A 22,580-nucleotide genomic window follows, 5' to 3' on the forward strand; every position below is an offset into this window, starting at 1 on the left:
AACACCGATGCGATTATCGAACGCCAGTTCGATAATCGCAATTGACCCACCGGCATGACAGGTAACCTTGCCGGCGCTCAGCCAGTGTCCGTAATAACCAGTTGCCCGTCATGCATCGAGTTCGACCCAGACCATGATCCGCTCTTGTGGCCGCGCGCCCCGCCCTCGGTCATGGCGCCAATGGCCAGGACTAGGGGCGGCGAGCGCCACTGCTTGCGCAGACTCCAGGTCATCCGGGCAACCCTGTTGATCAGCCAGCAAGCAACCCGGTATTCCGTATTGCTTTCACCGACCGGAGAGCACCGCGTGGCGTGGACGCGATCCGGAAAAAGCTCCCGCAGGGGCGCCGCTTGAGAGAAAGATGATAGAGGGCGCCGTACAGACTGAGACCAGCCGGGCCGGCAATCGCTGCGAGTAAGAAACCGCAGGCACAAAAAAGCCCGGATGCCTTTTCAAAAAGGACATCCGGGCTTTTTTTGACCTTCCGAGGAAGGATATATGGTGGGTCGTGTGGGATTCGAACCTACGACCAATTGGTTAAAAGCCAACTGCTCTACCAACTGAGCTAACGACCCGATGCAGGGCGCATGATACTGATTTAATTCAGGAAATCAACACCCGGAGAAAACTTTTAGCGATAACGGGTCGGATCGGCTACGCCCGCCGCGGCAAAACCGGCCGCACGCAGGCGACAGCTGTCGCACTTACCGCAGGCACGCCCCTGCTCGTCGGCCTGGTAGCAGGACACCGTCAACGCGTAATCGACGCCATGGCGCATACCGGCCTGGACGATCTCGGCCTTGCTCATGTTCTGCAGCGGCGCCTGGATCCGGAATCCCTGGCCTTCGACCCCGGCCTTGGTCGCCAGGTTGGCCATGCGCTCGAAGGCAGCAATGAACTCGGGGCGACAATCCGGGTAACCGGAATAATCCACTGCGTTAACCCCAATGAAGATATCCCGCGCGCCCAGCACTTCGGCCCAGCCCAGGGCCAGGGCGAGGAACACGGTATTGCGCGCCGGCACATAGGTGACCGGGATGCCCTCGGTCGGGCCTTCCGGCACCGCGATACTGCTGTCGGTCAGTGCCGAACCACCGATGCCATCGAGGCTCAGACCGATCACCTTGTGCTCGACCACCCCCAGGTGCCTGGCCACTCGCTCGGCCGCCTGCAATTCAGCGCGATGACGCTGGCCATAGTCGAAGCTCATGCTGTAGCAGCTGTAGCCCTCGGCCTTGGCCAGTGCCACCACGGTGGCCGAATCGAGGCCGCCAGAGAGAAGAATTAGCGCTTTCTTGTCGCTCATATCAATGTCCCGGCTCGTCATTCCAGAGAATCTTGTGCAACTGCATTTGCAGGCGCACGGGCAGGTTGTCGGCGACGATCCAGTCGGCCAGCGAACGCACGTTTAACTGCTGGTGGCTCGGCGAGAACAACACCTCACCCGCACGCTCGTGCAAACGGTACTGGATCAGCTTGGTCACCGCCCAGTCATAGTCCTCGCGCGAGCAAATCACGAACTTGACCTGGTCGTTCGCCGTCAACAACTCGATATTTTCATAGCGATTGCGCGCCACCTCTGCCGAGCCCGGGGTCTTCAGGTCGAGCACCTTGCTCACCCGCGGATCGACCGCCGCTACATCCAGCGCGCCACTGGTTTCCAGCGACACCTGATAGCCGGCATCGCATAGGCGCCTGAGCAGAGGGATGCAGTTGGGTTGCGCCAGTGGCTCGCCACCAGTCACACAGATATAGCGCGGCTTGTAGCTGGCGATCTGTTCAACGATGGCGTCCAGAGACACGACTTCACCGCCGCTGAAAGCGTAGGCGGTATCGCAGTACTGGCAGCGCAGGGGACAGCCGGTCAGGCGGACGAACACGGTCGGCAAGCCGGCGGTGCGCGTCTCGCCCTGCAGCGAGTAGAAAATCTCGGTAATTCGCAGGGTATCTTGCATATCAGCCACGGGCGTGACGGCTAAACAGGCCATCCGCCTCCGTTGCGGGAAAAGGGGCGCGGATTGTAACGAAAAAACCCGCGACAGGCGCGGGTTTATCACTACAGCTTGCAGCTTTCAACTGATTCCTTACGGCATCCGCTGCAAATCCCGCTGCGCCAGCTGCGCCGCAGAACTACCCGGATACTTGGCAATCACCTGCTGCAGAATGCCTCGGGCCTTGTCCGTGTTACCCAGACGCATTTCAACGTCAGCGAGCTTGAACAACGAGTCGGGCACCTTGGCATGCTGCGGATAGGACTGACTGACTTGAGCAAATGCCCGGCCGGCACCCTGCAGATCGCCTTGGGCCAGGTTCACCTCGCCCAACCAATACTGGGCATTGCCGGCATATTGGCTGTTCGGGTATTTACGCACGAAGGCAGTAAACGCCTGGCTGGCCTTGTCAAAATCCTTGGCTTTGATCAGATCGAAGGCGGCGTCATAAAACAGCTTCTCCTTCTCTGGATCAGCCGCAGCACCATTGCCTGGCGCCTGACCAGTTGGCGCCGCTGAATTGCCAATGGCGCCAGCAGCACCACCGGTAGGGGAATTCTGGGTGGCCGCAGAACTTGCTGCTCCACTGCTCAAACGCCGATCAAGATCCTGGTAACGTTCCAGGGCTTCTTGCTTCAAACGCTGAATTTCATTCTGCTGCTCTTCGAGCATGCCGCGCAGTTGCGCGATTTCTTGCTGCATCTGTTGCAGCTGGGTAAACACCATGCCTTGCGCCGAGATCGGGGCTTCAACCCCTCCCCCGGCGTAGGCGCCGGACGTGCCATAACCAGCGGGCGGATAACTGCTACTGCCATAATCGGCATTGTTATCCACCACAGGAACCTCGGCCCAGGCCGTAAACGGCAGGCAGAGGGCCAAAATAGTCAAAGCACGGCGGCAGGTATGCATGGCTATTACTTACGCAGTTCTACGCGACGGTTCTGAGCCCAGGATTGCTCGTCGTTGCCAGTGGCAATCGCACGCTCTTCACCGTAGGAAACCAGTTCCAGCTGAGCCGGGGAAACACCCTGCAGCACCAGGTAGCGCTGAACGGCTTTCGAGCGACGCTCGCCCAGAGCCATGTTGTACTCACGGGTACCGCGCTCGTCAGCGTGGCCTTCCAGAACAACGCGAGCGCCGTTGCTTTTCAGGTCCTTAGCGTGAACGTCGAGTGCACGCATAGCTTCGGCTTTCAGGTCGGCGCTGTCGTATTCGAAGTAGAACGTGGTGATAGCGCGCAGAGCAGCTTCTTCGCTCATGCTGCCATCTACGGAACCAGTGTCAGCACCGTAACCAGCGTTAGGATCTACAGCATCACCTTGACCAGCGGCATCACCGCCTTTGGACGAACAACCAACAGCAACGGCCAGAGCCAGACCCAGTACAGCAAATTTGCCAAATTTCAGCATTTCCATCATGTAACTCCTAATGAACCCCAGTGTGTTAAGCAGTATTACTTAGCAATACAACGGTGTAGCGCCGCATCAGTTCAGGTAGGGGGACCAGGAAGGCTCTCGAACTTCGCCTTGAGCGGTAGGAAGAGGGAGCCTTACACGCCCATTAATGGACGCTAACATCAAGACTCCCCGACCCTGCTGGCGGGTCGCGTAGATTAGCATGGTGCCATTGGGTGCAACAGTGGGTGATTCATCCAAACTTGTATCGGAAAGAATGCGCAAATTGCCACGTTGCAGGTCCTGAGCCGCTACCTTGAACACGGTGTAACCCTCCTGGCGATGGATCATCACCAGGGTCTTTTCATCTGCAGAGAGCTTCGGGTTGGCATTGTAGTTGCCGACGAAGGTCACTCGTTCCGCCGCTCCGCTGTTGATATTGGTCTTGTAGATCTGTGGTTTGCCGGAGCGATCCGAGGTGAAGTAGATGGTATTGCCATCCTTGCCCCAGAACGGCTCGGTATCGATCGAGCCTTGATTGGTTACCCGACGTAGCTGCCGCGAGCCCATCTCCATCACATAGATTTCCGGGTTGCCATCTTTTGACAGCACGAATGCCAGACGGCTGCCATCCGGCGACCAGGCCGGTGCACCGTTCAGCCCCTCGAAGTTGGTCACTTGCTCGCGCCGGCCGGTGTCGATGTGCTGGACGAAGATGCGCGGACGCTTCTGCTCGAACGACACATAGGCGATACGACGGCCATCCGGCGCAAACGATGGCGACAGGATCGGCTCGCGCGACTGCAGCAAAGTCACCGCACGCGCACCGTCGTAGTCGGAGCGCTGCAGCGTGTAACGGGTGTTGTTGACCGAGAAGCGTTCGGCAGTGACATAGAGCATGCGCGTGGAAAACGCGCCCTTGACCCCGGTCAGCTTCTCGAACGACAAATCGGCGATATGGTGCGCCATATCACGCAGCTGATCGGTTCCGCCGCCGACGCTACCGGTTAGCACCTGCTGCTCGGTGGCCACATTGAACAGGGCGAACTGCACCTGTAAACGCCCCCCGCTGGGCAGCATGCTGCCAACCAGGACATATTGCGCGCCCAGGGCCTGCCAGTCGCGGTAAATGATTTCACTGGCCTGACTCGGCCGGCTGATCATGTTCTGCGGCGCAATAGGCTCGAATACCCCCGAGTTACGCAGGTCATCGCCAATAATCTTGGCCATATCCTCCGGCAGCACGGTGCCACCTTGCCAGCCGAATGGCACGACGGCGATAGGTGTCGCACGGTCAGTACCTGTGCTGATCACTAGGGGATCAGCCGCTTGCACCGAACCGACCAACATGGCCAGACCGAGCAAGACGATACGCATCAGGGTATTCACAGACCTAAATCCTCCGGTTTGAAGACGGCACGTCGCTGCCGGTAAAGTCGATCGAAAGTAGCGCGATCCAATTGTTGCATTTCAGCGATACGGCCTACGTTACGCACCGCCTGTACCGCGGAACTGTCAAAGGGCGCATCGCCACTGGAGCGGGTGACACTGGCGTTGATGATGGTGCCGTCGGGCAACATCTCGATCAGTACTTCTACACTCATGCCGTTACGCGCAGATGGCGGCCTGCGCCACTGCTCGCTGACCAACTTGACGATCAAATCATCGAGATTACCGGCAACCTGGTCGCCCACTTCATCGGCCAGCGCTTGCTGACGCCCGACATCCTCGGACAACAGCTCGGCCAAGGCGGCGGCCTTCTTGTCTTCTGTGGCCTTGCGTTGGGCGGCCTCGGCAGCCTTTTTCTTGGCATCATCCGCGGCCTTTTTCTTGGCGGCCTCGGCTGCGGCTTTTTTCTTGGCGTCTTCGGCGGCCTTCTTCTTGGCGTCTTCCGTCGCTTTCTTCTTGGCGTCTTCGGCAGCCTTCTTCTTCGCCGCTTCATCCGCCGCCTTTTTCTTGGCGATCTCGGCTAGCTTCTTCTGCTCGCTCGCTTTCTTTTCTGCTTCCGCCTGCTTCGCCGCATCGGCTTTCTTCGCCGCATCGGCCTTTTGAGCCTCCGCGGCCTGCTTTTGTTCCGCAGCTTTAGCCGCAATTGCCTGTTTTTCCTTATCGGCCTTTTTCTGCTCCAGCTGTTCGGTCTCATAAATCGGCGCGGTGGTTTTCTTGGTCTCACCGGCAATTTTCTGGTTGGTCTGGGTGGTCGCCTGACTCTGTGACTTCAGCTGATACAGGGTTGCCTGGACAATCGGCCGGGCCGGCGGCAAGTCAGGAGCGAAAGCAAAGCTGACGAACAGCATGGCGAACATCAAGGCATGCAGCGCCACAGCCCAGACCACTGGCCAAAACAGACTATCCGAGGGTGACGGTTCGCGTTGCTGACGCATCAGGGGGCCTCGGTAATCAGCCCGACGTTACCCACGTCGGCCAGCTGCAAGCCACTCATGGCAGCCATTACGGTGCCGTAATCGACTGCTTTATCACCGCGCACGAACACCTGCACCTGTTTACCCTGAGTACGACTCTGGCGGATGATCGCGGTTACTGCCGCAGTCATTTCTTCCAGGGTCAAGGCCCGATCCTGCACGGTATCGACATCGACTTCCGTGCCCATATTCCAGAAGTAGGACTTGTCTGCCTTGATTGAGATCGTCAGGACCTGAGCGTTATTGTCCTGAGGCAAGACTTCACTGCTGACTTGCGGCAGATCGACCTTGACCCCCTGGTTGAGCATCGGCGCGGTGACCATGAAGATAACCATCAGCACCAACATCACATCGATGTAGGGCACCACATTCATCTCGGAAACCGGCTTGCGTTTGTTGCGAATTCTGGCCATGGCTTGAAACCTATCTTGAGAGAGCCTAAGGCTTAGTCGTCGCTGGTGTGTACCTTGCGGTGCAGGATCGCCTGAAACTCATCGGCGAAGGTGTAGTAGCGGCCGATCAACATCTCGCCACGCGAAGTGAAGCGGTTGTAGGCGATGACCGCGGGAATCGCGGCAAACAGGCCGATGGCGGTGGCAATCAGCGCCTCGGCAATACCCGGCGCCACGGTAGCCAGAGTCGCTTGCTGCACCTGGGCCAGGCCGCGAAAGGCGTTCATGATCCCCCACACGGTGCCGAACAGGCCGATATAGGGGCTGGTGGAGCCCACGGTGGCGAGAAACGGCAGGCTCTGCTCGAGCTTCTCTTCCTCACGCGAAATAGCCACGCGCATGCCGCGCGCGACACCGTCCATCACCGCGTCGGGGTCGACGCCCGGCTGTTGACGCAGACGGGAGAACTCCTTGAAACCGGCACGGAAGATCTGCTCCAGCCCAGAGTCAGGGTCCGGATTGCTGCCCGCCTGACGATACAGCTTGGACAGATCGATACCAGACCAGAAGCGCTCTTCGAAGTTGTCCAGGGCGCGCTTGGCCGCACGCAGCAAGGTGCTGCGCTGGAAAATCATGACCCACGAGGTGACCGAGGCGGCCACCAGCGTCAACATCACCAACTGCACCACCAGACTGGCATTGCTGATCAAACTCCACATCGACATGTGGTCAACTGCGTTGGCTTCCACGCTTACTCTCCTGCTTTGGCTGTTTCCGCGTCGCTGAGGCCGGCAAAGGCCGCACGCAGAGCTTCGGGAATGGCCCGGGGTTTCAAATTGTCGGCGCGCACACAGGCCACCAGGAACTGCCCTTCACAGAGCAGCGCATCATCCGTAGCCCGCCTGACCTGCTGACGAAAACGCAGGCTGGCACGGTTTAATTCCATTACTTGCGCACTTACCAGCAACTCATCATCCAGCCTTGCCGGCGCGTGATAGCGAGCCTCACTGGAGTGCACGACAAACAACAGGCCCTCACCCGCCAGCGTCGACTGGGCAAAGCCCAGGTCACGCAGCCGCTCGGTGCGAGCCCGTTCCATGAATTTGAGGTAGTTGACGTAGTAGACGATGCCGCCTGCATCGGTGTCTTCGAAATAGACCCGGCAACGATAGGCGAAAGGCTGAACTCCGTTTTGCGCGTGCATACTCTAGTGCTAGCTCCTGAACTTGCCAATCACTGGCAGAAAGTATTTTTACTTAGTCGTCATCAACAGCAGACAAGTCGACGGACGGTAATTCACCCATGCGTTTCGGCATGTTCAGGCCGAAATGCAGGTAGGCATGCCGGGTCACCACGCGCCCGCGCGGGGTACGCATGATGTAGCCCTGCTGAATCAGGTAGGGCTCCAGTACATCTTCGATGGTGTGGCGCTCTTCGCTGATCGCCGCCGCCAGGCTGTCGACCCCTACCGGACCACCATCGAACTTCTCGATCATGGTCAGCAGCAAGCGACGATCCTGATGATCGAAGCCGCGCTCGTCGACATCCAGCAAGTTCAGCGCCGAGTCGGCAATCTGCCGGGTGATGTCGCCCTGACCACGCACCTGGGCGAAATCCCGTACCCGCCGCAATAGACGATTGGCGATACGCGGCGTTCCGCGGGCGCGCCGGGCGATCTCGAAGGCGCCCTGGGCCTCGATCGGCAACCCGAGAATGCCCGCCGAACGCGTGACAATGGTGGTCAGGTCCTCGGTGTTGTAGAACTCCAGACGCTGGACGATACCGAAGCGATCGCGCAGCGGATTGGTCAGCATGCCCGCGCGCGTGGTGGCACCAACCAGGGTGAAGGCCGGCAAGTCGAGCTTGATCGAACGCGCGGCCGGGCCTTCGCCGATCATGATATCCAGCTGAAAGTCTTCCATTGCCGGGTACAGCACCTCCTCGACGATCGGCGACAGGCGATGGATTTCATCGATGAACAGCACATCACCCGGCTCAAGGTTGGTCAGTAGCGCGGCCAGGTCGCCCGGCCGTTCCAGTACTGGGCCGGAGGTGCTTTTGATCGACACGCCCATTTCCTGGGCAATGATATTGGCCAGGGTGGTCTTGCCGAGCCCTGGCGGACCGAAGATCAGGGTGTGATCGAGGGCCTCACTGCGCCCCCTGGCGGCCTGGATGAACAGCTCCATCTGCTCACGCACGCTCGGCTGGCCGATGTATTCGGCCAGCTTCAACGGCCGAATGGCACGATCGACCTGTTCATCGCGGTCGCGGGTAGTGGCGGTAATCAGGCGATCTGCTTCTAACATCGGGCGTTACACCATTCCCTTCAGGGCACGACGGATCATGTCTTCACTGCTCAGCCCGTCTTCTTTGACGGCGGAAACGGCGCGACTGGCTTCTTGCGGCTTGTAACCCAGGGAAATAAGCGCACTGACTGCATCATTCTCCGCATGTGGGACTGCGCCAGCGGCGCGAGGTTCAACGACCAGGGTCGCCATGCCCGGCACGGCCTCCCAGGCTTTGAAGCGATCTTTCAACTCAACCAGCAGACGTTCGGCAGTTTTCTTGCCGACGCCGGGTATTTTCACCAGCACCGAGGCGTCTTGCGCCTGCACGCAACGCACCAGCTCATCAACTTCCAGCCCGGACATCAAGGCCAGCGCCAGTTTCGGACCGACGCCGTTAAGCCGGATCAACTCGCGAAACAGCTGGCGCTCGCGCTTCTCGAAGAAGCCATAGAGCAGGTGCGCATCTTCACGCACCACCAGGTGCGTGTGCAGGGTCAACGGCTCGCCGACCGCGGGCAAACGGTACAAGGTTGTCATGGGCACTTCCAGCTCATAGCCCAGACCATTCACATCCAGAATCAAATGTGGCGGCTGCTTCTCCGCCAAGGTGCCGCACAAACGTCCAATCACCGCTGTTTTCCTTGAGTAAGGCTATAAACGAAGGCGGCCGCCGCGCCGCTTGGCGGCGACCAGACCGTGGGGTATCAGGCTTTGACGGTGATGGGCATGGCACAGCGCAATCGCCAGGGCATCCGAGGCATCGATCTGCGGTTTCTGCACCAGCTTGAGCAAATGCATGACCATCATCTGTACCTGCTCCTTGTCCGCACCACCGGTACCGGCAATCGCCTGCTTGACCTGAGTCGCGGTGTACTCGGCAATATCCAGTCCTGCCTCGATTCCCGCCACGATAGCGACGCCACGGGCCTGGCCTAGCTTGAGCGCCGAGTCTGGATTGCGCGCCATGAACACCTGCTCGATGCCCATGGTCACCGGTCCGTAGGTCTCGATCACCTCGCGCACGCCGCGAAAAACGATTTGCAACCGCTCCGGCATCGAGCCGCTGCCAGTCCGAATACAGCCCGAGGCGACATACTCACAGCTGCGCCCGGTATCGCGCACCACACCATAACCGGTGATGCGCGAGCCGGGGTCGATACCGAGGATCAACGTCATGCCCTACCATCCGCTCGAGTTGCCGACCAATGCCGACGGCTATACTGTTTATCTATCCAGTCGGCGAGTATAGGGGCAGGCATCGGCGCCGTCACCCACATAGCAGCCATAAAAAAGCCGGGAGCTCCCGGGCAACATCGCCCCAGCAGCTTCCGGCTCTTTCGCTCAACCAACAATCAGCCAAGCTGCTCCATGATCTCGTCGGGAATCTCGGCGTTGTGATAGACGCTCTGCACGTCGTCGAGGTCTTCCAGCATGTCGATCAGCTTGATCACTTTTTGTGCAGTCTCCAGGTCCGTGACCGGCGCACTGATCGATGGGATCATCGCCACCTCGGCCTCGTCACCCTTGAACCCGGCATTGCCCAACGCCTCGTTTACCGCGTGGAAGTCGGCAAACGCGGTATAGACCTCGACCGAACCGTCCTCGGCGCTGACGATATCGTCGGCACCGGCTTCCAGCGCCGCTTCCATCAAGGCATCTTCATCGACCCCCGGGGCGTAGCTGATCTGCCCTTTGCGCTCGAACATATAGGCCACCGAACCATCGGTACCCAGGTTGCCGCCGCATTTGGTAAAGGCATGGCGCACTTCGGCTGCGGTGCGATTGCGGTTATCGGTCATGGCTTCGACGAAGATGGCCACGCCACTGGGCGCATAACCTTCGTAACTCAGCTCGACCATATTGTCGGCTTCGTCCGAGCCGACGCCGCGGGCGATCGCCCGGTCGATGGTGTCCCGGGTCATGTTGGCGGTCAGCGCCTTTTCCACGGCCAGACGCAGACGCGGATTGTCGGCTGGCAGGCCACCGCCCTTGGCGGCGACGGTCAGCTCACGAATGAGCTTGGTGAAGATCTTGCCGCGCTTGGCGTCTTGACGCCCCTTGCGGTGTTTGATGTTGGCCCATTTGGAATGACCAGCCATAACTCACTCCGTCATCACTAAAATCAGGTTTCGTACAACCCATAACGAAGAAGCCTGGCAAACCCAGGCTCCATGTCGTCGGCAAGGCTTACTCGGCCTTGGGCTGCTCGCGCAGGCGAATATGCAATTCGCGCAGCGCCTTGGTATCCACCACACCCGGCGCCTGAGTCATGACGCAGGCCGCGCTTTGGGTTTTCGGGAAGGCGATCACTTCGCGGATCGACTGCGCGCCGGTCATCAGCATCACCAGACGATCCAGACCGAAGGCCAGGCCACCATGCGGCGGCGCACCGAACTTGAGGGCATCGAGGAGGAAGCCGAATTTCTCCTGCTGCTCCTCCTCGCCGATGCCGAGCAAGCGGAACACAGCCTGCTGCATTTCCTTGCGATGGATACGGATCGAGCCGCCACCCAGCTCGGTGCCATTGAGCACCATGTCGTAGGCACGTGACAGCGCGGTGGCCGGGTTGTCCGCCAGCTCTTCCGGGCTGCACTTCGGCGCGGTGAACGGATGGTGCAGTGCGTTCAGGCTGCCATCATCGCTCTCCTCGAACATCGGGAAGTCGACGACCCACATCGGTGCCCACTCGCAGGTAAACAGATTGAGGTCATGGCCCAGCTTGATCCGCAGCGCGCCGAGGGCTTCGCTGACGATCTTGGCCTTGTCGGCACCGAAGAACACGATATCGCCATCGACCGCACCAACGCGATCGAGGATCACATTGAGGTTGTCCAGCGGGATATTCTTGACGATCGGTGACTGCAGACCTTCGACACCCTTGGCGCGCTCGTTGACCTTGATATAGGCCAGGCCACGGGCACCGTAGATGCCGACGAACTTGGTGTAGTCGTCGATCTGCTTGCGCGGCGTGCTCGCCCCGCCTGGCACGCGCAGCGCGGCAACCCGGGATTTCGGATCGTTGGCCGGGCCGCTGAACACCTTGAAATCGACGTCCTGGAGCTGATCGGCGACATCCACCAGTTCCAACGGGATGCGCAGGTCCGGCTTGTCCGAGCCATAGCGGCGCATGGCCTCTTCGAAGGTCATGTGCGGGAAGTCGGCGAACTCGACATCCAGCACTTCCTTGAACAGCTGGCGGATCATCTTCTCGGTAATGCCCATGATGTCGGCTTCATCGAGGAAGCTGGTCTCGATGTCGATCTGGGTGAATTCCGGCTGACGGTCGGCGCGCAGGTCTTCGTCGCGGAAGCACTTGGCGATCTGGTAGTAGCGGTCGAAGCCCGCAACCATCAACAGCTGCTTGAACAGCTGCGGCGACTGCGGCAGAGCGAAGAAGCTGCCGGCGTGGGTGCGACTCGGCACCAGGTAGTCACGCGCACCTTCAGGTGTGGCGCGGGTGAGGATCGGCGTCTCCACGTCGAGGAAGCCGTTCTCGTCCAGGTAGCGACGGATGCTGGTGGTGATGCTCGAACGCAGCTTCAACTTGGCTGCCATTTCTGGACGGCGCAGGTCGATGAAGCGGTAACGCAGGCGGGTTTCTTCGCCGACATCGCTGTACTCGTTGAGTGGGAACGGCGGAGTTTCCGCCTCGTTCAACACTTCCAATTGATAACCGAGCACTTCGATGGCGCCGCTGGCCATGTTGGCATTGCCGGCACCGGCGGGACGCAGGCGCACCTTGCCGGTGATCTTCACCACATATTCGCTGCGCACTTTATCGGCGACGGCAAAGGTCTCGGCGCGATCAGGATCGAATACCACCTGGGCCAGACCTTCGCGGTCACGGATGTCGAGGAAAATCACCCCGCCATGGTCACGGCGGCGATGTACCCAACCGCAAAGGGTGACTTCCTGGCCGTCCAGGCTCTCGTTCAGTTGGCCGCAATAATGGCTGCGCATCATGGTGGTAATCGCTTCTCTTGAGTCTTGAATTCGTTGGGCCGCGTGGAGTGCGGCGCTTGTCCGGGGCCATGCCTGCCGGCAGGTTCACGCGGTATTTTCTGCAATTGCAACTTTCGACGGGGCCAGCAATCGACCAACGGCGCGCTTGCGCCTGACCGCCCTCAACCCGCGTTTCGCGGCAAAGCGCGGGATTATATATGGTTAAGCCGTCACTTGCAGCCGCCAGCCCAAGCGCTTTTGTCCGCCCATCTATACTCAGCTCCACCTAGACGGAGATCGCTCATGACTGCATCCAGCCCTGCCGACCTACCTAATGATGTGCTGGCAGATTTTCGCCAGGAAACCGCAGAGCAGTTTCAGCGCAGCGAACAACTGCTTATCGAACTGGAGCACTGCCCCGACGATAGAGCAAAGCTGCACGACCTGTTTCGCCAGGTTCATACCATCAAAGGCAATCTGGGCTATATCGGCCTGAACGCGCTAATGCCCCTGCCACAAGCCATGGAAGATGTGCTGGCCTGCTTGCGCGAGGCACGCTTGAGCTTCGACAACCTGCTTGGCGACATTCTGCTAGTAACCCTGGATCACCTCAAAGAGCTGATCGCACATGGCCTGGGCGGCCCCACTGCCCGCCTCGACCGCGAGCAGTTTGACGCACTCAGCCACGCCTTGCGCGAACTGGCCGGCGCACCCGCATCCCGACAGACCGAGGCCCGCCGATCGCTCCTGCAACAACTCGACCCCAACAGCCAGCTACCCGCGCCCACCACCTCAGGCGACTCACAGGCCGTCGAACTGCTCGCGCAGCACGGCATCGTGCCGGACGAAGACCTCCTGTTCTTCATCGAACTGATGCAAGCCAGCGAGCGGCGCTCGCACTATTGGCAGGGCCGCGGCTTGCGCCAACTAGACCTGGCCCTAGCCATCAACCAGCTCGGCAATACAGCGGAATCCCCTGCGCAGCTGGCGGCGGCCGTATGCCTGCACGACCTGGGCATGGCCTTTCTGCCACTGGACACGCTGCACAAGGAAGCCGGCCTCAATCACGAGGAACGCCAGCAGATGCAATCGCACCCACACCTGGCTTATGACCTACTAAAACGACTACCCCAGTGGCAAACAGCCGCCGAAATCGTCCTGCAACACCATGAGCATGCTGACGGTGGCGGCTACCCTGAAGGCCTGCGCGAGCGTGACATTCGCCCCGGCGCGCTGATTATCAATATCGTCGACACCTTCGATGCCCGCACCCACGAACGCGCCCACCAAACACTGAGCAAGCGCCCGCTACTGCGCGCCATCCTCGAAATCAACGGCCTGACAGGTCGCCAGTTCAGCTCGAACTGGGTCGACGCATTCAACCGCACACTCCAGCACCATCCGGCCCTCGCCCACCGCTGAGCCCCTTGCGCCAGGCAGCCACGCCGACCTACGCTCACCCTACTAACCAATCATCGACAGGCATCAGCGAGCCCAGGCTCGACTCAGGGAGCATTATGCAATCGCTTGCAGGCAAGGTAGCCGTAATAACCGGCGCAGGCTCTGGCATTGGCCGCGCCCTCGCCGAACTACTGGCCGAGGAAGGCTGCCATCTGGCCCTGGCGGACATTAATGCCAGCAACCTGGAAAGCATCTCCAGCGCCTTGCACCAGCACGGCCGCCAAGTCAGCAGCCACATCCTCGACGTAGCCGATCGCGCAGCAGTCTTCGCCTTTGCCGACGACGTACTGGCCCACCACGGCAGCGCCCACCTGATCATCAACAACGCCGGCGTGGCGGTGTCACAAACCATTGCGAACCTGAGCTATGAGGACTTCGAATGGATAATGGGCATCAATTTCTGGGGCGTCGTGCACGGCACCAAAGCCTTCCTGCCGCACCTGCTGGACAACAATGCTGGCCACATCGTCAATGTTTCCAGCATCTTCGGCATCGTCAGCATGCCCTCACAGGGGGCGTATAACGCCAGCAAGTTCGCCGTTCGCGGCTTTACCGAAGCCTTGCGCCAGGAACTGCACAACAGCAAGGTACGGGTCAGCTGCGTTCACCCTGGCGGGATCAAAACCGGCATCGCCCGTTCGGCGCGCTTTTACCAGGGTATCAACGGCCAATGCGACGCCAACCGGGCAGCTGCAGAGTTCGACAAGCTGGCCCGTACCACCCCGGAACAGGCCGCCAGGATTATCGTCGAAGGACTCAAAAACAAACGCCCACGCATCCTGATCGGTAACGACGCCCGCCTCCTCGACTGGATTCAACGCCTGCTGCCGGGCGCCTACCCCAGGCTGCTGGCCATGCTCTTGCGCAAGCGTTGAACCTTACGCACCCCATAGCCTCAGACAATAGTGCCGATTAACTTTAAGCCAAGATAAAGCCCGCAGAGCCCATGCTAGGCTCTGCCCATCACGGAGCCAGACAAGCTCCGACTCACCTGATGAAAGGATAAATGGTATGGAAATCAATATCGGAATTGCTGAGCAGGATCGTGCCGCCATCGCCGAAGGCCTGTCTCGCCTGCTCGCCGACACTTATACCCTGTATCTGAAAACCCACAACTTCCACTGGAACGTCACCGGCCCGATGTTCAACACCCTCCACCTGATGTTCGAAGGGCAATACACCGAACTGGCACTGGCCGTCGACCAGATCGCCGAGCGAATCCGCGCCCTGGGCTTCCCGGCACCCGGCACTTACGCTGCCTATGCACGCCTGTCCTCGATCAAGGAAGAGGAAGGCGTACCCAGCGCTGCCGACATGATCAAACAGCTGGTCCAGGGGCAGGAGGCCGTGATTCGCACGGCTCGCGGGATCTTCCCCTTGCTCGACAAGGTCAGCGACGAGCCTACTGCAGACGTACTGACCCAGCGCATGCAAGTGCATGAAAAAACTGCCTGGATGCTGCGCAGCTTGCTCGACGCCTGACAGGCCACCGACTCAGCCCCATCCACTGATTGAAACAACCAACAGGTGAAGGCCACTCCCGGTCTTTACCTGGGACTTGCAGCAGGATCGCAGTGGCGCCGAAATGTTCCTAGGCGCAAGACTGGTGCTTGTTCTATGCTTCGGCCATCTGCAACTTGCCACAGTGACGTGCATGAGCAAGCCAAAAAAAAAACCCAGCATTGTTGAGCGCTACCCAGAAGACACGCGTGAAGCGGCCGCCCTGCTGAAACAGGCCGTACCCCTGATGATGCGTCATAGCATTGCACCCAACCCGCTGCACTACGCCCTCTGGTACACCTACTGCCAAGGCCGGGAGCCGGAACTCAATCGTCGCCTGGACAAGATCGTCACCGACTTCGACAGCTTTCCAGCGGAAGCCGCCGTCAAACTGTTCCGCGACTACGTCATTCGCCACGAACTCGAAGAGGCCCGCGCCGGCCAACAACAAGTCATCGAACTGGTCGATGGCATCGAAGACGATGTCTCCCTCAGCGTAACCGGAAGCCACAACTATCAAACCAGCCTGGCACAGGGTCTCGCCGCACTGAGAGAACCGATTATCGATGACCTGCCCAACGTATTGAACGACCTGCAACAAAGCACCCAACAGATGCAGGATCAGCAAGAAAAGTTCCTCTACCGCATACGCGCAGCGCAGAATGAGATCCAGCACCTGCGCGGCCAACTGGAACGCGCCCACGTCGCGGCAACCCTCGACAGCCTGACCCAGGTATTCAATCGGCACGCCTTTACCCGCCTACTCGAACAGGCGCTGACGGGCGATCATCAGGGCGTGGCCCTGGTGATGCTGGACATTGACCACTTCAAACAGTTCAACGACCAATATGGCCACCCCCTGGGTGATCGGGTTCTACAGCATGTCGGTCAACTGCTGCGCGATGCACTGCCACCGCGCGCCACCGCCGCACGCTACGGCGGCGAAGAGTTCTGCGTAATTCTTCGCGAATGCCTCGACACCCAGAGCGCACACGCCTTCGCCGAAAACCTGCGCATGAGAATCCAGTCACTGCGTATAAAGGTGCGCCGCACCGACCAGGTACTCGACAGTATCAGCGCCTCCTTCGGTTTCGCCCTCGCCAAACCCGGCGACAACCCGGAAAGCCTGCTTACCCGCGCCGATGACGCGCTTTACCAGGCCAAACACAGCGGTCGCAACCAGGTACACCCCGAGCCCTGCGAAAGCGCCCTAAGCGCTTGATTTGAGTAGCTCACCTCTTTGCTGTTAAATACGCCCCGTGCCGCTGTTCCGAGCCATTGGAGTAGCGCATAGGCCAATTGTGCGCGCATCCACAACGCCCTCAACCCAAGGCAATGCCTGTGCAATCGGCTCTTCCTGGTGATCCTTTTAATAAGTGAGCTCATTGAAAATGTTGAAAATCGTCCACCTGCTAACGGGCTTCACCGCCCTGCTGCTGTCATTTGTGCCAAGCCTTAGCAATGACACCCTGCCATTCCTGCAACAGCCAGAAGCCCTGTGCCTTGCCCTGCTCGGCCTAATCAACCTGATCCTGGCACCCCAGCTGCCTATTTGGCATGCCGGCCCGCGCCATCAACTGCAGAACCTGGTTTCTGCCTTGCTGATACTGGGCACATTGTTGCAAGCCCTGATTCTACTGGCTCCTCTGCCCAGGATTGCCGATCTGCCTGCTACCCTGCTCAGCCTGCTCACCGTGCTCATCGCAGTACTGCTTCACCTGGCAACCAACCTGCGCCTGAAAGTCCGCGACCACACCGCCACTGCAACTCACAACATGACCGACCGGGAAACCGGCACAGTCAAGTGGTTCAATACGTCCAAGGGTTTCGGCTTCATTTCCCGCGACTCAGGTGATGACATCTTTGTGCACTTTCGCGCAATTCGTGGCGAAGGCCATCGGGTACTGGTCGAAGGCCAGCGCGTCGAGTTCTCCGTCATGCAACGCGACAAGGGCCTGCAGGCTGAAGACGTAATTGCCGCCTCCCCCGCCCGCCGCTAACCATCAGGAAAAACAGAAAAGCCCGCGCAGTGCGGGCTTTTCTGTTTATTGAGGCAACCGGCTCTAGATACTAATAGTGGGGCGGTGGCGCCTCATCTTCAGCCGCGTCGAGCTGCCCACCCAGCTCATCCTGACGCCTGGCCAAGGCCGCGACCTGCAACTGCAATCGATCCAACTCACGCTGCTGCGCCACCAGCACATCGTTGAGCGCCTGAATGGTGTCATCCTGAAAAGCCAAACGGCTTTCCAACTCGGTGATTCGTTGCTCTGCCTTCATCCCTCAGTCCTCGATAAAACAGAAATTTTCGGCCAGCACCAGGCGCAACCTGTCCTTGATCGCCAGTACCTGCTCATCGCTATACGGCTGGGCAGGCAGCCTGCCCCACACAGGAGCCGGCCAGGCGGCATCGTCACGACGCCGAACAATCACATGCATGTGCAGCTGGCTGACCATATTGCCCAGAGTGGCAATGTTCATCTTGTCGGCCCCAAGGGCATCCTTGAGCGTCTCGGCCAGCCTTGTGGTTTCTTGCCACAAGGCCTGCTGATCATCGGCATCGAGCTGAAACACCTCACTCACCTCTTCGCGCCTGGGCACCAAGATAAACCAGGGGTAGTGCGCATCATTCATCAACAGCAAACGGCACAGCGAAAAATCGCCCACCGGTAGAGTGTCCTGCTGCAAACGCGAATCCAAAACAAACATCGGCCACCCTCCTGCCACACCATTGAATAGACAAAGCTTAGTGCCATAAGCACAAACCCGACATGCCCAGCGACGGGCCAGCAGGATACGCGGGAGCCGCCGCAGATTCACCTGCACACTCGGGCACCGCGAAGTGCGCTACAAGCAGGCCATACAACAACAGGGCGCGCACCATTATTGCGCACGGTTTGTTTCCTACAGTAATCAGAATCGCCACAGGCGTTACCACTGCAACCTGTGCCCTTCCCAGCAGAATGCTGCCGACACACGGAAGCGGCGCCAGACCAACCATCTCTTCGCTGCACCAACACTCGGCAAATAGCGCCTGCAGCCCCTATGAAACCGGGCGACAATGCCTTTAGAATGCTGCCGGAGAGAGCCCAACTGCGGCAAAAGCTCAACAAATTTTGAAAGTCCGGTTCTTTGTGCACGGTTTTTGCCTTAGGTTACTAAGGCGCTCGGGACACCTTGCGCCATGCAAAAAATCCAGGCTAACCGCAAGCAAAATTGCAGAATTTGTCAGCGCTGCTGAATACACGCAGGAATCTACATAATTGCGACATGCTTCATCGTCTTTTGCGACACGACCGTGAACAAAGTGCAATGAGTGGATTGCAACTATCGCCAACTTTGGCTGCGTGCTATAAGTTAGCGCCGACACAAAAAGAAAGAGCTGTCCATATAACAATCAACTGGACAGCGCAACTCTTCTAAACCAAAGGAGCAATCACGATGCAAGTGATGAAGTGGAGCGTAATCGCCCTCGCAGTAGCAGCGGGCAGTACCCAAATGGCCGTAGCCTCTAGCCAGTCCGAGTCCAAGGGCTTTCTGGAAGAGAGCACTTTCAATATCTTCAATCGCATCCTGTATCACAACCGCGATTTCCGTAATGGCGCCTCCAACACTTCGGGTACCGGCGACAACGGCTACTACGAAGAAGCCGGCCTGGGCATTCGTTTGCTGGCCGAATCCGGCTTCACCCAAGGCACCGTTGGCGTAGGCGTCGACGCTCACTCCCTGTCCAGCATCAAGCTGGACAGTGGTCGCGGCCGCTACGGCTCCGGCCAGTTCGACAAAACTGATAGCGGTCGCGGCGATGACACCCAGACTGAAGTCGGCGGCGCCATCAAGTTCCGCATCTCCGACACCGTTCTGAAATACGGCAACCAGATGACCGGCAGCCCGGTCTTCAGCACCGACGACAGCCGCATCCTGCCTGAAGTGGCTACCGGTACCCTGCTGACCAGCAACGAGATCGAAGGCCTGGAACTGACCGCCGGTCGCTTCACCGCCCTGAGCAGCCAACGCAGCAGCGACCGCGATACCTTTGGCCTGAAGTCCGCCAATATTGTCGGCGCCAGCTACAGCTTCAACGACAACTTCAGCGGCGCCATCCACGCCTCTGACGTTGAAGATTATTTCAAGAAGACCTATGTCAACCTGAACTACAATCTGCCACTGGCAGATGATCAGGCTCTGAACTTCGACTTCAACGGCTACCGCACTCGCGGTGACGGCCAAGAAATCGATGGCGACGTCGACAACAATATCTGGAGCCTGGCGGCCGCTTACTCCATCGGTGGTCACAAGTTCACCCTGGGCCATCAGCGCTCCAGCGGTGACGCTGGCTACGACTACGGCATTGACGGCGGCGGCACCATCTGGCTGAACAACTCGGTTCAGTACTCCGACTTCAACGCTGAAGACGAAACCTCCTGGCAAGCTCGTTACGACCTGAACATGGCCACCTATGGCGTTCCGGGCCTGAGCTTCATGACCCGCTACACTACTGGCACCGACATTAATGCCCGCGACAAAAATGGCGTACTCTTGGATAGCAATGCAAAAGAGCACGAGCTGGACATCGAAGCCAAGTACGTGATCCAGGAAGGCGCCGCGAAGGATCTTTCCTTCCGTGTGCGTAACGCTATCTACCGCACCAACAGCGACAACGGCCCAGACGTGAATGACTTCCGTCTGATCGTTGAATACCCGCTGAGCGTGTTGTAATTCAGCTGTAGTTCGTTAGTGACATGAAAAGCCCGGCTTCTGCCGGGCTTTTCATGCCTGCCGATTACACACTGGACACTAATCAACCAGCCATAAACGCAACGACGACAGAATGAAACTCGCCCCACTCAATTGACCCACAGCAGCGAACCAGTAGAACGCTTTTACTCGCCCACCACTGGCAATTGATCAAAATTCAACCAACCCCCATCAAAGTGGCAATGCGTAAGTTCCAGTCACATGCGCCACCAACTCTTCCTCATTACCCAAAGAGTAAAGCGATACTTCGCAAACCGCCTGCCGCTTGCTTAAACGCAGAATCCGCGCTTCGGCCAACAGATCTAGCGGTTTTGGCTTGACCAGAAAGTTGATGTTCAGGTTTGACGTCACCGCCATTTCCACCCGCCCCAACCGCCCCAGCACCACCGCATACATGGCCGCATCCGCCAGCGCCATGATGGTCGGCCCCGACAACGTGCCACCCGGGCGTATCAGCTTGGCATGAAAAGGCACCCGCGCCAGCACACCCTGCGCATCCAACCGGTCGATGCACAGCTCGATGTCTTCCGCGAGCGGCAACCCAGCCCGAATCAGCGCCTGAACCTGTTCCGCCGTCAATACCGTCACGCTCACCTCCTGTTTGAGTCGCCTACCTGCATCCTGTACGCAACAGTACAGGCACCGTACAATGCCGACCTATCAAAAGCCCTTGCAACCGACAGAACGGCCAAATATGCGCACCAGTCAGTTCCTGCTCTCGACACTCAAAGAAACCCCTTCCGACGCCGTGGTGATCAGCCACCAGCTGATGCTGCGCGCCGGAATGATCCGCAAACTCGCCTCCGGCCTGTACACCTGGCTGCCGATGGGCCTGCGCGTACTGCGTAAGGTAGAGAAAATCGTGCGCGAGGAGATGAACGCCGCCGGCGCGCTCGAGGTGTTGATGCCCGCCATCCAACCGGCCGAACTGTGGCAGGAGTCGGGCCGCTGGGAGCAGTACGGTCCGGAGTTGCTGCGTCTGAAAGACCGTCACGGCCGCGAATTCTGCGTCGGCCCGACCCACGAGGAAGTGATCACCGACCTGGCCCGCAACGAGCTGAGCAGCTACAAGCAGTTGCCGCTCAACATGTACCAGATCCAGACCAAATTCCGTGATGAGATCCGCCCGCGCTTTGGCCTGATGCGCGGACGCGAATTCATCATGAAGGACGCCTACTCCTTCCACACGGATCAAGCTTCCCTGCAGCAAACCTACGACCGCATGCACCAGGCCTACTGCAATGTGTTCACTCGCCTGGGCCTGAACTTCCGCCCGGTGCAGGCCGATACCGGCTCCATCGGCGGTACCGGCTCCCACGAGTTCCACGTGCTGGCCGAGTCAGGCGAAGACGACATCGCCTTCAGCGACAGCTCCGACTACGCCGCCAATATCGAGAAGGCCGAGGCCATTCCACGCGAAAACGTGCGTGGCGTAGCAAGCGAAGAAATGCGCCTGGTCGACACACCTGACACCAAGACCATCAACGACCTGGTCGTAGGCTTCAACCTGCCCATCGAAAAGACCATCAAGACGCTGGTCGTGCATGGCGCCGAAGCCGGCAAGCTGATCGCCCTGATCATTCGCGGTGACCACGAGCTGAACGAGATCAAGGCTGCCAACCTGGCCCAGGTCGCCAGCCCGCTGGTCATGGCCTCGGAAGCCGAGTTGCGCGATGCCATCGGCGCCGGCGCTGGCTCGCTGGGCCCGCTGAACCTGCCACTGCCGTGCATTGTCGATCGTTCGGTCGCCCTGATGAGCGATTTCGCCATCGGCGCCAATATCGACGACAAGCACTACTTCGGCGTGAACTGGGAACGCGATCTGCCCCTGCCTGAAGTCGCCGACCTGCGCAACGTCGTCGCCGGCGACCCGAGCCCGGACGGCCAGGGCACGCTGGAGATCAAGCGCGGCATTGAAGTCGGGCATATCTTCCAACTCGGCAGCAAGTACAGCGAGGCGCTGAACTGCACGGTGATGGGCGAAAACGGCAAGCCGGCGATCCTGACCATGGGTTGCTACGGCATCGGCGTATCGCGCGTGGTGGCCGCCGCCATCGAGCAGAACAACGACGAGCGCGGCATTCTCTGGAACGACACGCTGGCGCCGTTCCAGATCGCCCTGGTGCCGCTGCGCTATGAAACCGATGCCGTACGCGAAACCACCGACCGGCTCTATGCCGATCTGACGGCTGCCGGCTTCGAAGTGCTGCTCGATGACCGTGACAAGAAGACCAGTCCGGGGATCAAATTCGCCGACATGGAGTTGATTGGCATCCCGCACCGCATCGTGATCAGCGATCGCGGCCTGGCCGAAGGCAATCTGGAATACAAGAGCCGCCAGGAAACCGAGGCTCAGGTGGTGACCGTCGCCGACATCCTGCCCTTCATACACGCACGTATCCGCCGCTGATTTCAGCATTTTAAAAGAGCC

Annotated in this window: 24 protein-coding genes, 1 tRNA gene and 1 pseudogene; 8 read left to right on the plus strand and 18 right to left on the minus strand. The window is 59.4% G+C overall.

Features of this window, described 5'->3' with window-relative positions; translation table 11 throughout:
- Positions 1-499: 499 nt before the first annotated feature.
- The 15 genes from PH586_RS06490 to aspS form a co-directional block, all read right to left on the minus strand.
- Positions 500-575, minus strand: a tRNA-Lys gene (locus PH586_RS06490).
- Between the two features lie 56 nt (positions 576-631).
- The gene (gene queC, locus PH586_RS06495) at positions 632-1,306 is read right to left on the minus strand and encodes a 7-cyano-7-deazaguanine synthase QueC (protein WP_271346939.1); all 675 of its coding nucleotides are present in this window, start codon (positions 1,304-1,306) and stop codon (positions 632-634) included.
- 1 nt (position 1,307) lies between these two features.
- On the minus strand, positions 1,308-1,955 hold the full coding sequence (gene queE, locus PH586_RS06500; RefSeq protein ID WP_271346940.1) for a 7-carboxy-7-deazaguanine synthase QueE: 648 nt from the start codon (positions 1,953-1,955) through the stop codon (positions 1,308-1,310).
- Positions 1,956-2,084: 129 nt separating this feature from the next.
- Positions 2,085-2,900 carry a tol-pal system protein YbgF gene (gene ybgF, locus PH586_RS06505; protein ID WP_271346941.1) on the minus strand — a complete coding sequence of 272 codons (816 nt, stop codon included), beginning with the start codon at positions 2,898-2,900 and terminating at the stop codon, positions 2,085-2,087.
- A gap of 5 nt (positions 2,901-2,905) precedes the next feature.
- On the minus strand, positions 2,906-3,406 hold the full coding sequence (gene pal, locus PH586_RS06510) for a peptidoglycan-associated lipoprotein Pal (RefSeq protein WP_271346942.1): 501 nt from the start codon (positions 3,404-3,406) through the stop codon (positions 2,906-2,908).
- Positions 3,407-3,475: 69 nt separating this feature from the next.
- Positions 3,476-4,774, minus strand: coding sequence for a Tol-Pal system beta propeller repeat protein TolB (tolB, locus tag PH586_RS06515; protein WP_271346943.1), 1,299 nt, complete (start codon positions 4,772-4,774; stop codon positions 3,476-3,478).
- Positions 4,771-5,769, minus strand: a complete 999-nt coding sequence (tolA, locus tag PH586_RS06520) for a cell envelope integrity protein TolA (protein ID WP_271346944.1) — start codon at positions 5,767-5,769, stop codon at positions 4,771-4,773. Before tolA ends, tolB begins: the two co-directional genes overlap by 4 nt.
- Positions 5,769-6,221: a protein TolR gene (gene tolR, locus PH586_RS06525; protein WP_271346945.1), complete on the minus strand. Its 453-nt coding sequence runs from the start codon at positions 6,219-6,221 to the stop codon at positions 5,769-5,771. The genes tolA and tolR overlap by 1 nt, the downstream gene beginning before the upstream one ends.
- Positions 6,222-6,253: 32 nt before the next feature.
- Positions 6,254-6,949 carry a protein TolQ gene (tolQ, locus tag PH586_RS06530; protein WP_271346946.1) on the minus strand — a complete coding sequence of 232 codons (696 nt, stop codon included), beginning with the start codon at positions 6,947-6,949 and terminating at the stop codon, positions 6,254-6,256.
- Between the two features lie 2 nt (positions 6,950-6,951).
- Positions 6,952-7,404, minus strand: coding sequence for a tol-pal system-associated acyl-CoA thioesterase (ybgC, locus tag PH586_RS06535; RefSeq protein WP_271346947.1), 453 nt, complete (start codon positions 7,402-7,404; stop codon positions 6,952-6,954).
- A gap of 52 nt (positions 7,405-7,456) precedes the next feature.
- A complete protein-coding gene (gene ruvB, locus PH586_RS06540; RefSeq protein WP_271346948.1) occupies positions 7,457-8,509 on the minus strand; it encodes a Holliday junction branch migration DNA helicase RuvB in 1,053 nt (350 codons plus the stop codon).
- A 6-nt stretch (positions 8,510-8,515) separates the two neighbouring features.
- The gene (ruvA, locus tag PH586_RS06545; RefSeq protein ID WP_271346949.1) at positions 8,516-9,121 is read right to left on the minus strand and encodes a Holliday junction branch migration protein RuvA; all 606 of its coding nucleotides are present in this window, start codon (positions 9,119-9,121) and stop codon (positions 8,516-8,518) included.
- 21 nt (positions 9,122-9,142) lie between these two features.
- Positions 9,143-9,667, minus strand: a complete 525-nt coding sequence (ruvC, locus tag PH586_RS06550; RefSeq protein ID WP_079201317.1) for a crossover junction endodeoxyribonuclease RuvC — start codon at positions 9,665-9,667, stop codon at positions 9,143-9,145.
- 176 nt (positions 9,668-9,843) lie between these two features.
- Positions 9,844-10,590, minus strand: coding sequence for a YebC/PmpR family DNA-binding transcriptional regulator (locus PH586_RS06555; RefSeq protein ID WP_271346950.1), 747 nt, complete (start codon positions 10,588-10,590; stop codon positions 9,844-9,846).
- Positions 10,591-10,678: 88 nt separating this feature from the next.
- Complete coding sequence (gene aspS / locus PH586_RS06560) at positions 10,679-12,454, minus strand: aspartate--tRNA ligase (protein ID WP_271346951.1); 1,776 nt, start codon at positions 12,452-12,454, stop codon at positions 10,679-10,681.
- Positions 12,455-12,736: 282 nt separating this feature from the next.
- Here aspS and PH586_RS06565 point away from each other — a divergent pair, with 282 nt between their 5' ends.
- The 6 genes and pseudogenes from PH586_RS06565 to PH586_RS06585 all read left to right on the plus strand — a co-directional run bounded on the left by PH586_RS06565 (position 12,737) and on the right by PH586_RS06585 (position 17,394).
- Complete coding sequence (locus PH586_RS06565) at positions 12,737-13,855, plus strand: HD domain-containing phosphohydrolase (RefSeq protein WP_271346952.1); 1,119 nt, start codon at positions 12,737-12,739, stop codon at positions 13,853-13,855.
- Between the two features lie 95 nt (positions 13,856-13,950).
- Positions 13,951-14,769, plus strand: a complete 819-nt coding sequence (locus tag PH586_RS06570) for an SDR family NAD(P)-dependent oxidoreductase (RefSeq protein ID WP_271346953.1) — start codon at positions 13,951-13,953, stop codon at positions 14,767-14,769.
- A gap of 136 nt (positions 14,770-14,905) precedes the next feature.
- Positions 14,906-15,376 carry a Dps family protein gene (locus PH586_RS06575; RefSeq protein WP_238041811.1) on the plus strand — a complete coding sequence of 157 codons (471 nt, stop codon included), beginning with the start codon at positions 14,906-14,908 and terminating at the stop codon, positions 15,374-15,376.
- Between the two features lie 172 nt (positions 15,377-15,548).
- Positions 15,549-16,616: a GGDEF domain-containing protein gene (locus PH586_RS06580; protein WP_271346954.1), complete on the plus strand. Its 1,068-nt coding sequence runs from the start codon at positions 15,549-15,551 to the stop codon at positions 16,614-16,616.
- Positions 16,617-16,785: 169 nt separating this feature from the next.
- A pseudogene (locus tag PH586_RS23580) lies at positions 16,786-17,106 on the plus strand (cold shock domain-containing protein membrane protein); the annotation flags it as partial.
- A gap of 63 nt (positions 17,107-17,169) precedes the next feature.
- Positions 17,170-17,394: a cold-shock protein gene (locus PH586_RS06585; protein ID WP_172147515.1), complete on the plus strand. Its 225-nt coding sequence runs from the start codon at positions 17,170-17,172 to the stop codon at positions 17,392-17,394.
- A 70-nt stretch (positions 17,395-17,464) separates the two neighbouring features.
- On the opposite strand, the gene PH586_RS06590 is transcribed toward PH586_RS06585, so the two are convergent.
- A complete protein-coding gene (locus PH586_RS06590) occupies positions 17,465-17,671 on the minus strand; it encodes a SlyX family protein (protein ID WP_238041813.1) in 207 nt (68 codons plus the stop codon).
- 3 nt (positions 17,672-17,674) lie between these two features.
- Positions 17,675-18,100 carry an HIT family protein gene (locus PH586_RS06595; RefSeq protein WP_271347064.1) on the minus strand — a complete coding sequence of 142 codons (426 nt, stop codon included), beginning with the start codon at positions 18,098-18,100 and terminating at the stop codon, positions 17,675-17,677.
- 732 nt (positions 18,101-18,832) lie between these two features.
- On the opposite strand from PH586_RS06595, the gene PH586_RS06600 reads away from it, so the two are divergent.
- A complete protein-coding gene (locus PH586_RS06600; protein WP_271346955.1) occupies positions 18,833-20,110 on the plus strand; it encodes an OprD family porin in 1,278 nt (425 codons plus the stop codon).
- Between the two features lie 210 nt (positions 20,111-20,320).
- Here the strand turns inward: PH586_RS06600 and PH586_RS06605 are convergent, their stop codons facing one another.
- Positions 20,321-20,728 carry a PaaI family thioesterase gene (locus PH586_RS06605; RefSeq protein WP_271347065.1) on the minus strand — a complete coding sequence of 136 codons (408 nt, stop codon included), beginning with the start codon at positions 20,726-20,728 and terminating at the stop codon, positions 20,321-20,323.
- Positions 20,729-20,843: 115 nt separating this feature from the next.
- Between PH586_RS06605 and PH586_RS06610 the strand changes: the two genes are divergently transcribed.
- Positions 20,844-22,559 (plus strand): proline--tRNA ligase, encoded by a 1,716-nt coding sequence (locus PH586_RS06610; RefSeq protein ID WP_271346956.1) that lies wholly within the window; start codon positions 20,844-20,846, stop codon positions 22,557-22,559.
- Positions 22,560-22,580: the final 21 nt, after the last annotated feature.

This window comes from Pseudomonas aestuarii, from assembly GCF_027988105.1.
In the GTDB taxonomy this organism is placed as follows: domain Bacteria; phylum Pseudomonadota; class Gammaproteobacteria; order Pseudomonadales; family Pseudomonadaceae; genus Aquipseudomonas; species Aquipseudomonas aestuarii.

Excerpts from the sequence above, each read along its gene's own strand:
- queE (WP_271346940.1), bottom strand. The coding sequence starts at position 1,955 with ATGCAAGATACCCTGCGAATTACCGAGATTTTCTACTCGCTGCAGGGC.
- PH586_RS06575 (WP_238041811.1), top strand. The coding sequence starts at position 14,906 with ATGGAAATCAATATCGGAATTGCTGAGCAGGATCGTGCCGCCATCGCC.
- PH586_RS06585 (WP_172147515.1), top strand. The coding sequence starts at position 17,170 with ATGACCGACCGGGAAACCGGCACAGTCAAGTGGTTCAATACGTCCAAG.
- ybgC (WP_271346947.1), bottom strand. The coding sequence starts at position 7,404 with ATGCACGCGCAAAACGGAGTTCAGCCTTTCGCCTATCGTTGCCGGGTC.
- ruvC (WP_079201317.1), bottom strand. The coding sequence starts at position 9,667 with ATGACGTTGATCCTCGGTATCGACCCCGGCTCGCGCATCACCGGTTAT.
- queC (WP_271346939.1), bottom strand. The coding sequence starts at position 1,306 with ATGAGCGACAAGAAAGCGCTAATTCTTCTCTCTGGCGGCCTCGATTCG.
- PH586_RS06555 (WP_271346950.1), bottom strand. The coding sequence starts at position 10,590 with ATGGCTGGTCATTCCAAATGGGCCAACATCAAACACCGCAAGGGGCGT.
- PH586_RS06610 (WP_271346956.1), top strand. The coding sequence starts at position 20,844 with ATGCGCACCAGTCAGTTCCTGCTCTCGACACTCAAAGAAACCCCTTCC.
- tolA (WP_271346944.1), bottom strand. The coding sequence starts at position 5,769 with ATGCGTCAGCAACGCGAACCGTCACCCTCGGATAGTCTGTTTTGGCCA.
- PH586_RS06565 (WP_271346952.1), top strand. The coding sequence starts at position 12,737 with ATGACTGCATCCAGCCCTGCCGACCTACCTAATGATGTGCTGGCAGAT.
- PH586_RS06570 (WP_271346953.1), top strand. The coding sequence starts at position 13,951 with ATGCAATCGCTTGCAGGCAAGGTAGCCGTAATAACCGGCGCAGGCTCT.
- tolR (WP_271346945.1), bottom strand. The coding sequence starts at position 6,221 with ATGGCCAGAATTCGCAACAAACGCAAGCCGGTTTCCGAGATGAATGTG.
- ybgF (WP_271346941.1), bottom strand. The coding sequence starts at position 2,900 with ATGCATACCTGCCGCCGTGCTTTGACTATTTTGGCCCTCTGCCTGCCG.
- PH586_RS06590 (WP_238041813.1), bottom strand. The coding sequence starts at position 17,671 with ATGAAGGCAGAGCAACGAATCACCGAGTTGGAAAGCCGTTTGGCTTTT.
- PH586_RS06595 (WP_271347064.1), bottom strand. The coding sequence starts at position 18,100 with ATGTTTGTTTTGGATTCGCGTTTGCAGCAGGACACTCTACCGGTGGGC.
- aspS (WP_271346951.1), bottom strand. The coding sequence starts at position 12,454 with ATGATGCGCAGCCATTATTGCGGCCAACTGAACGAGAGCCTGGACGGC.
- ruvB (WP_271346948.1), bottom strand. The coding sequence starts at position 8,509 with ATGTTAGAAGCAGATCGCCTGATTACCGCCACTACCCGCGACCGCGAT.
- pal (WP_271346942.1), bottom strand. The coding sequence starts at position 3,406 with ATGGAAATGCTGAAATTTGGCAAATTTGCTGTACTGGGTCTGGCTCTG.
- PH586_RS06580 (WP_271346954.1), top strand. The coding sequence starts at position 15,549 with ATGAGCAAGCCAAAAAAAAAACCCAGCATTGTTGAGCGCTACCCAGAA.
- PH586_RS06600 (WP_271346955.1), top strand. The coding sequence starts at position 18,833 with ATGCAAGTGATGAAGTGGAGCGTAATCGCCCTCGCAGTAGCAGCGGGC.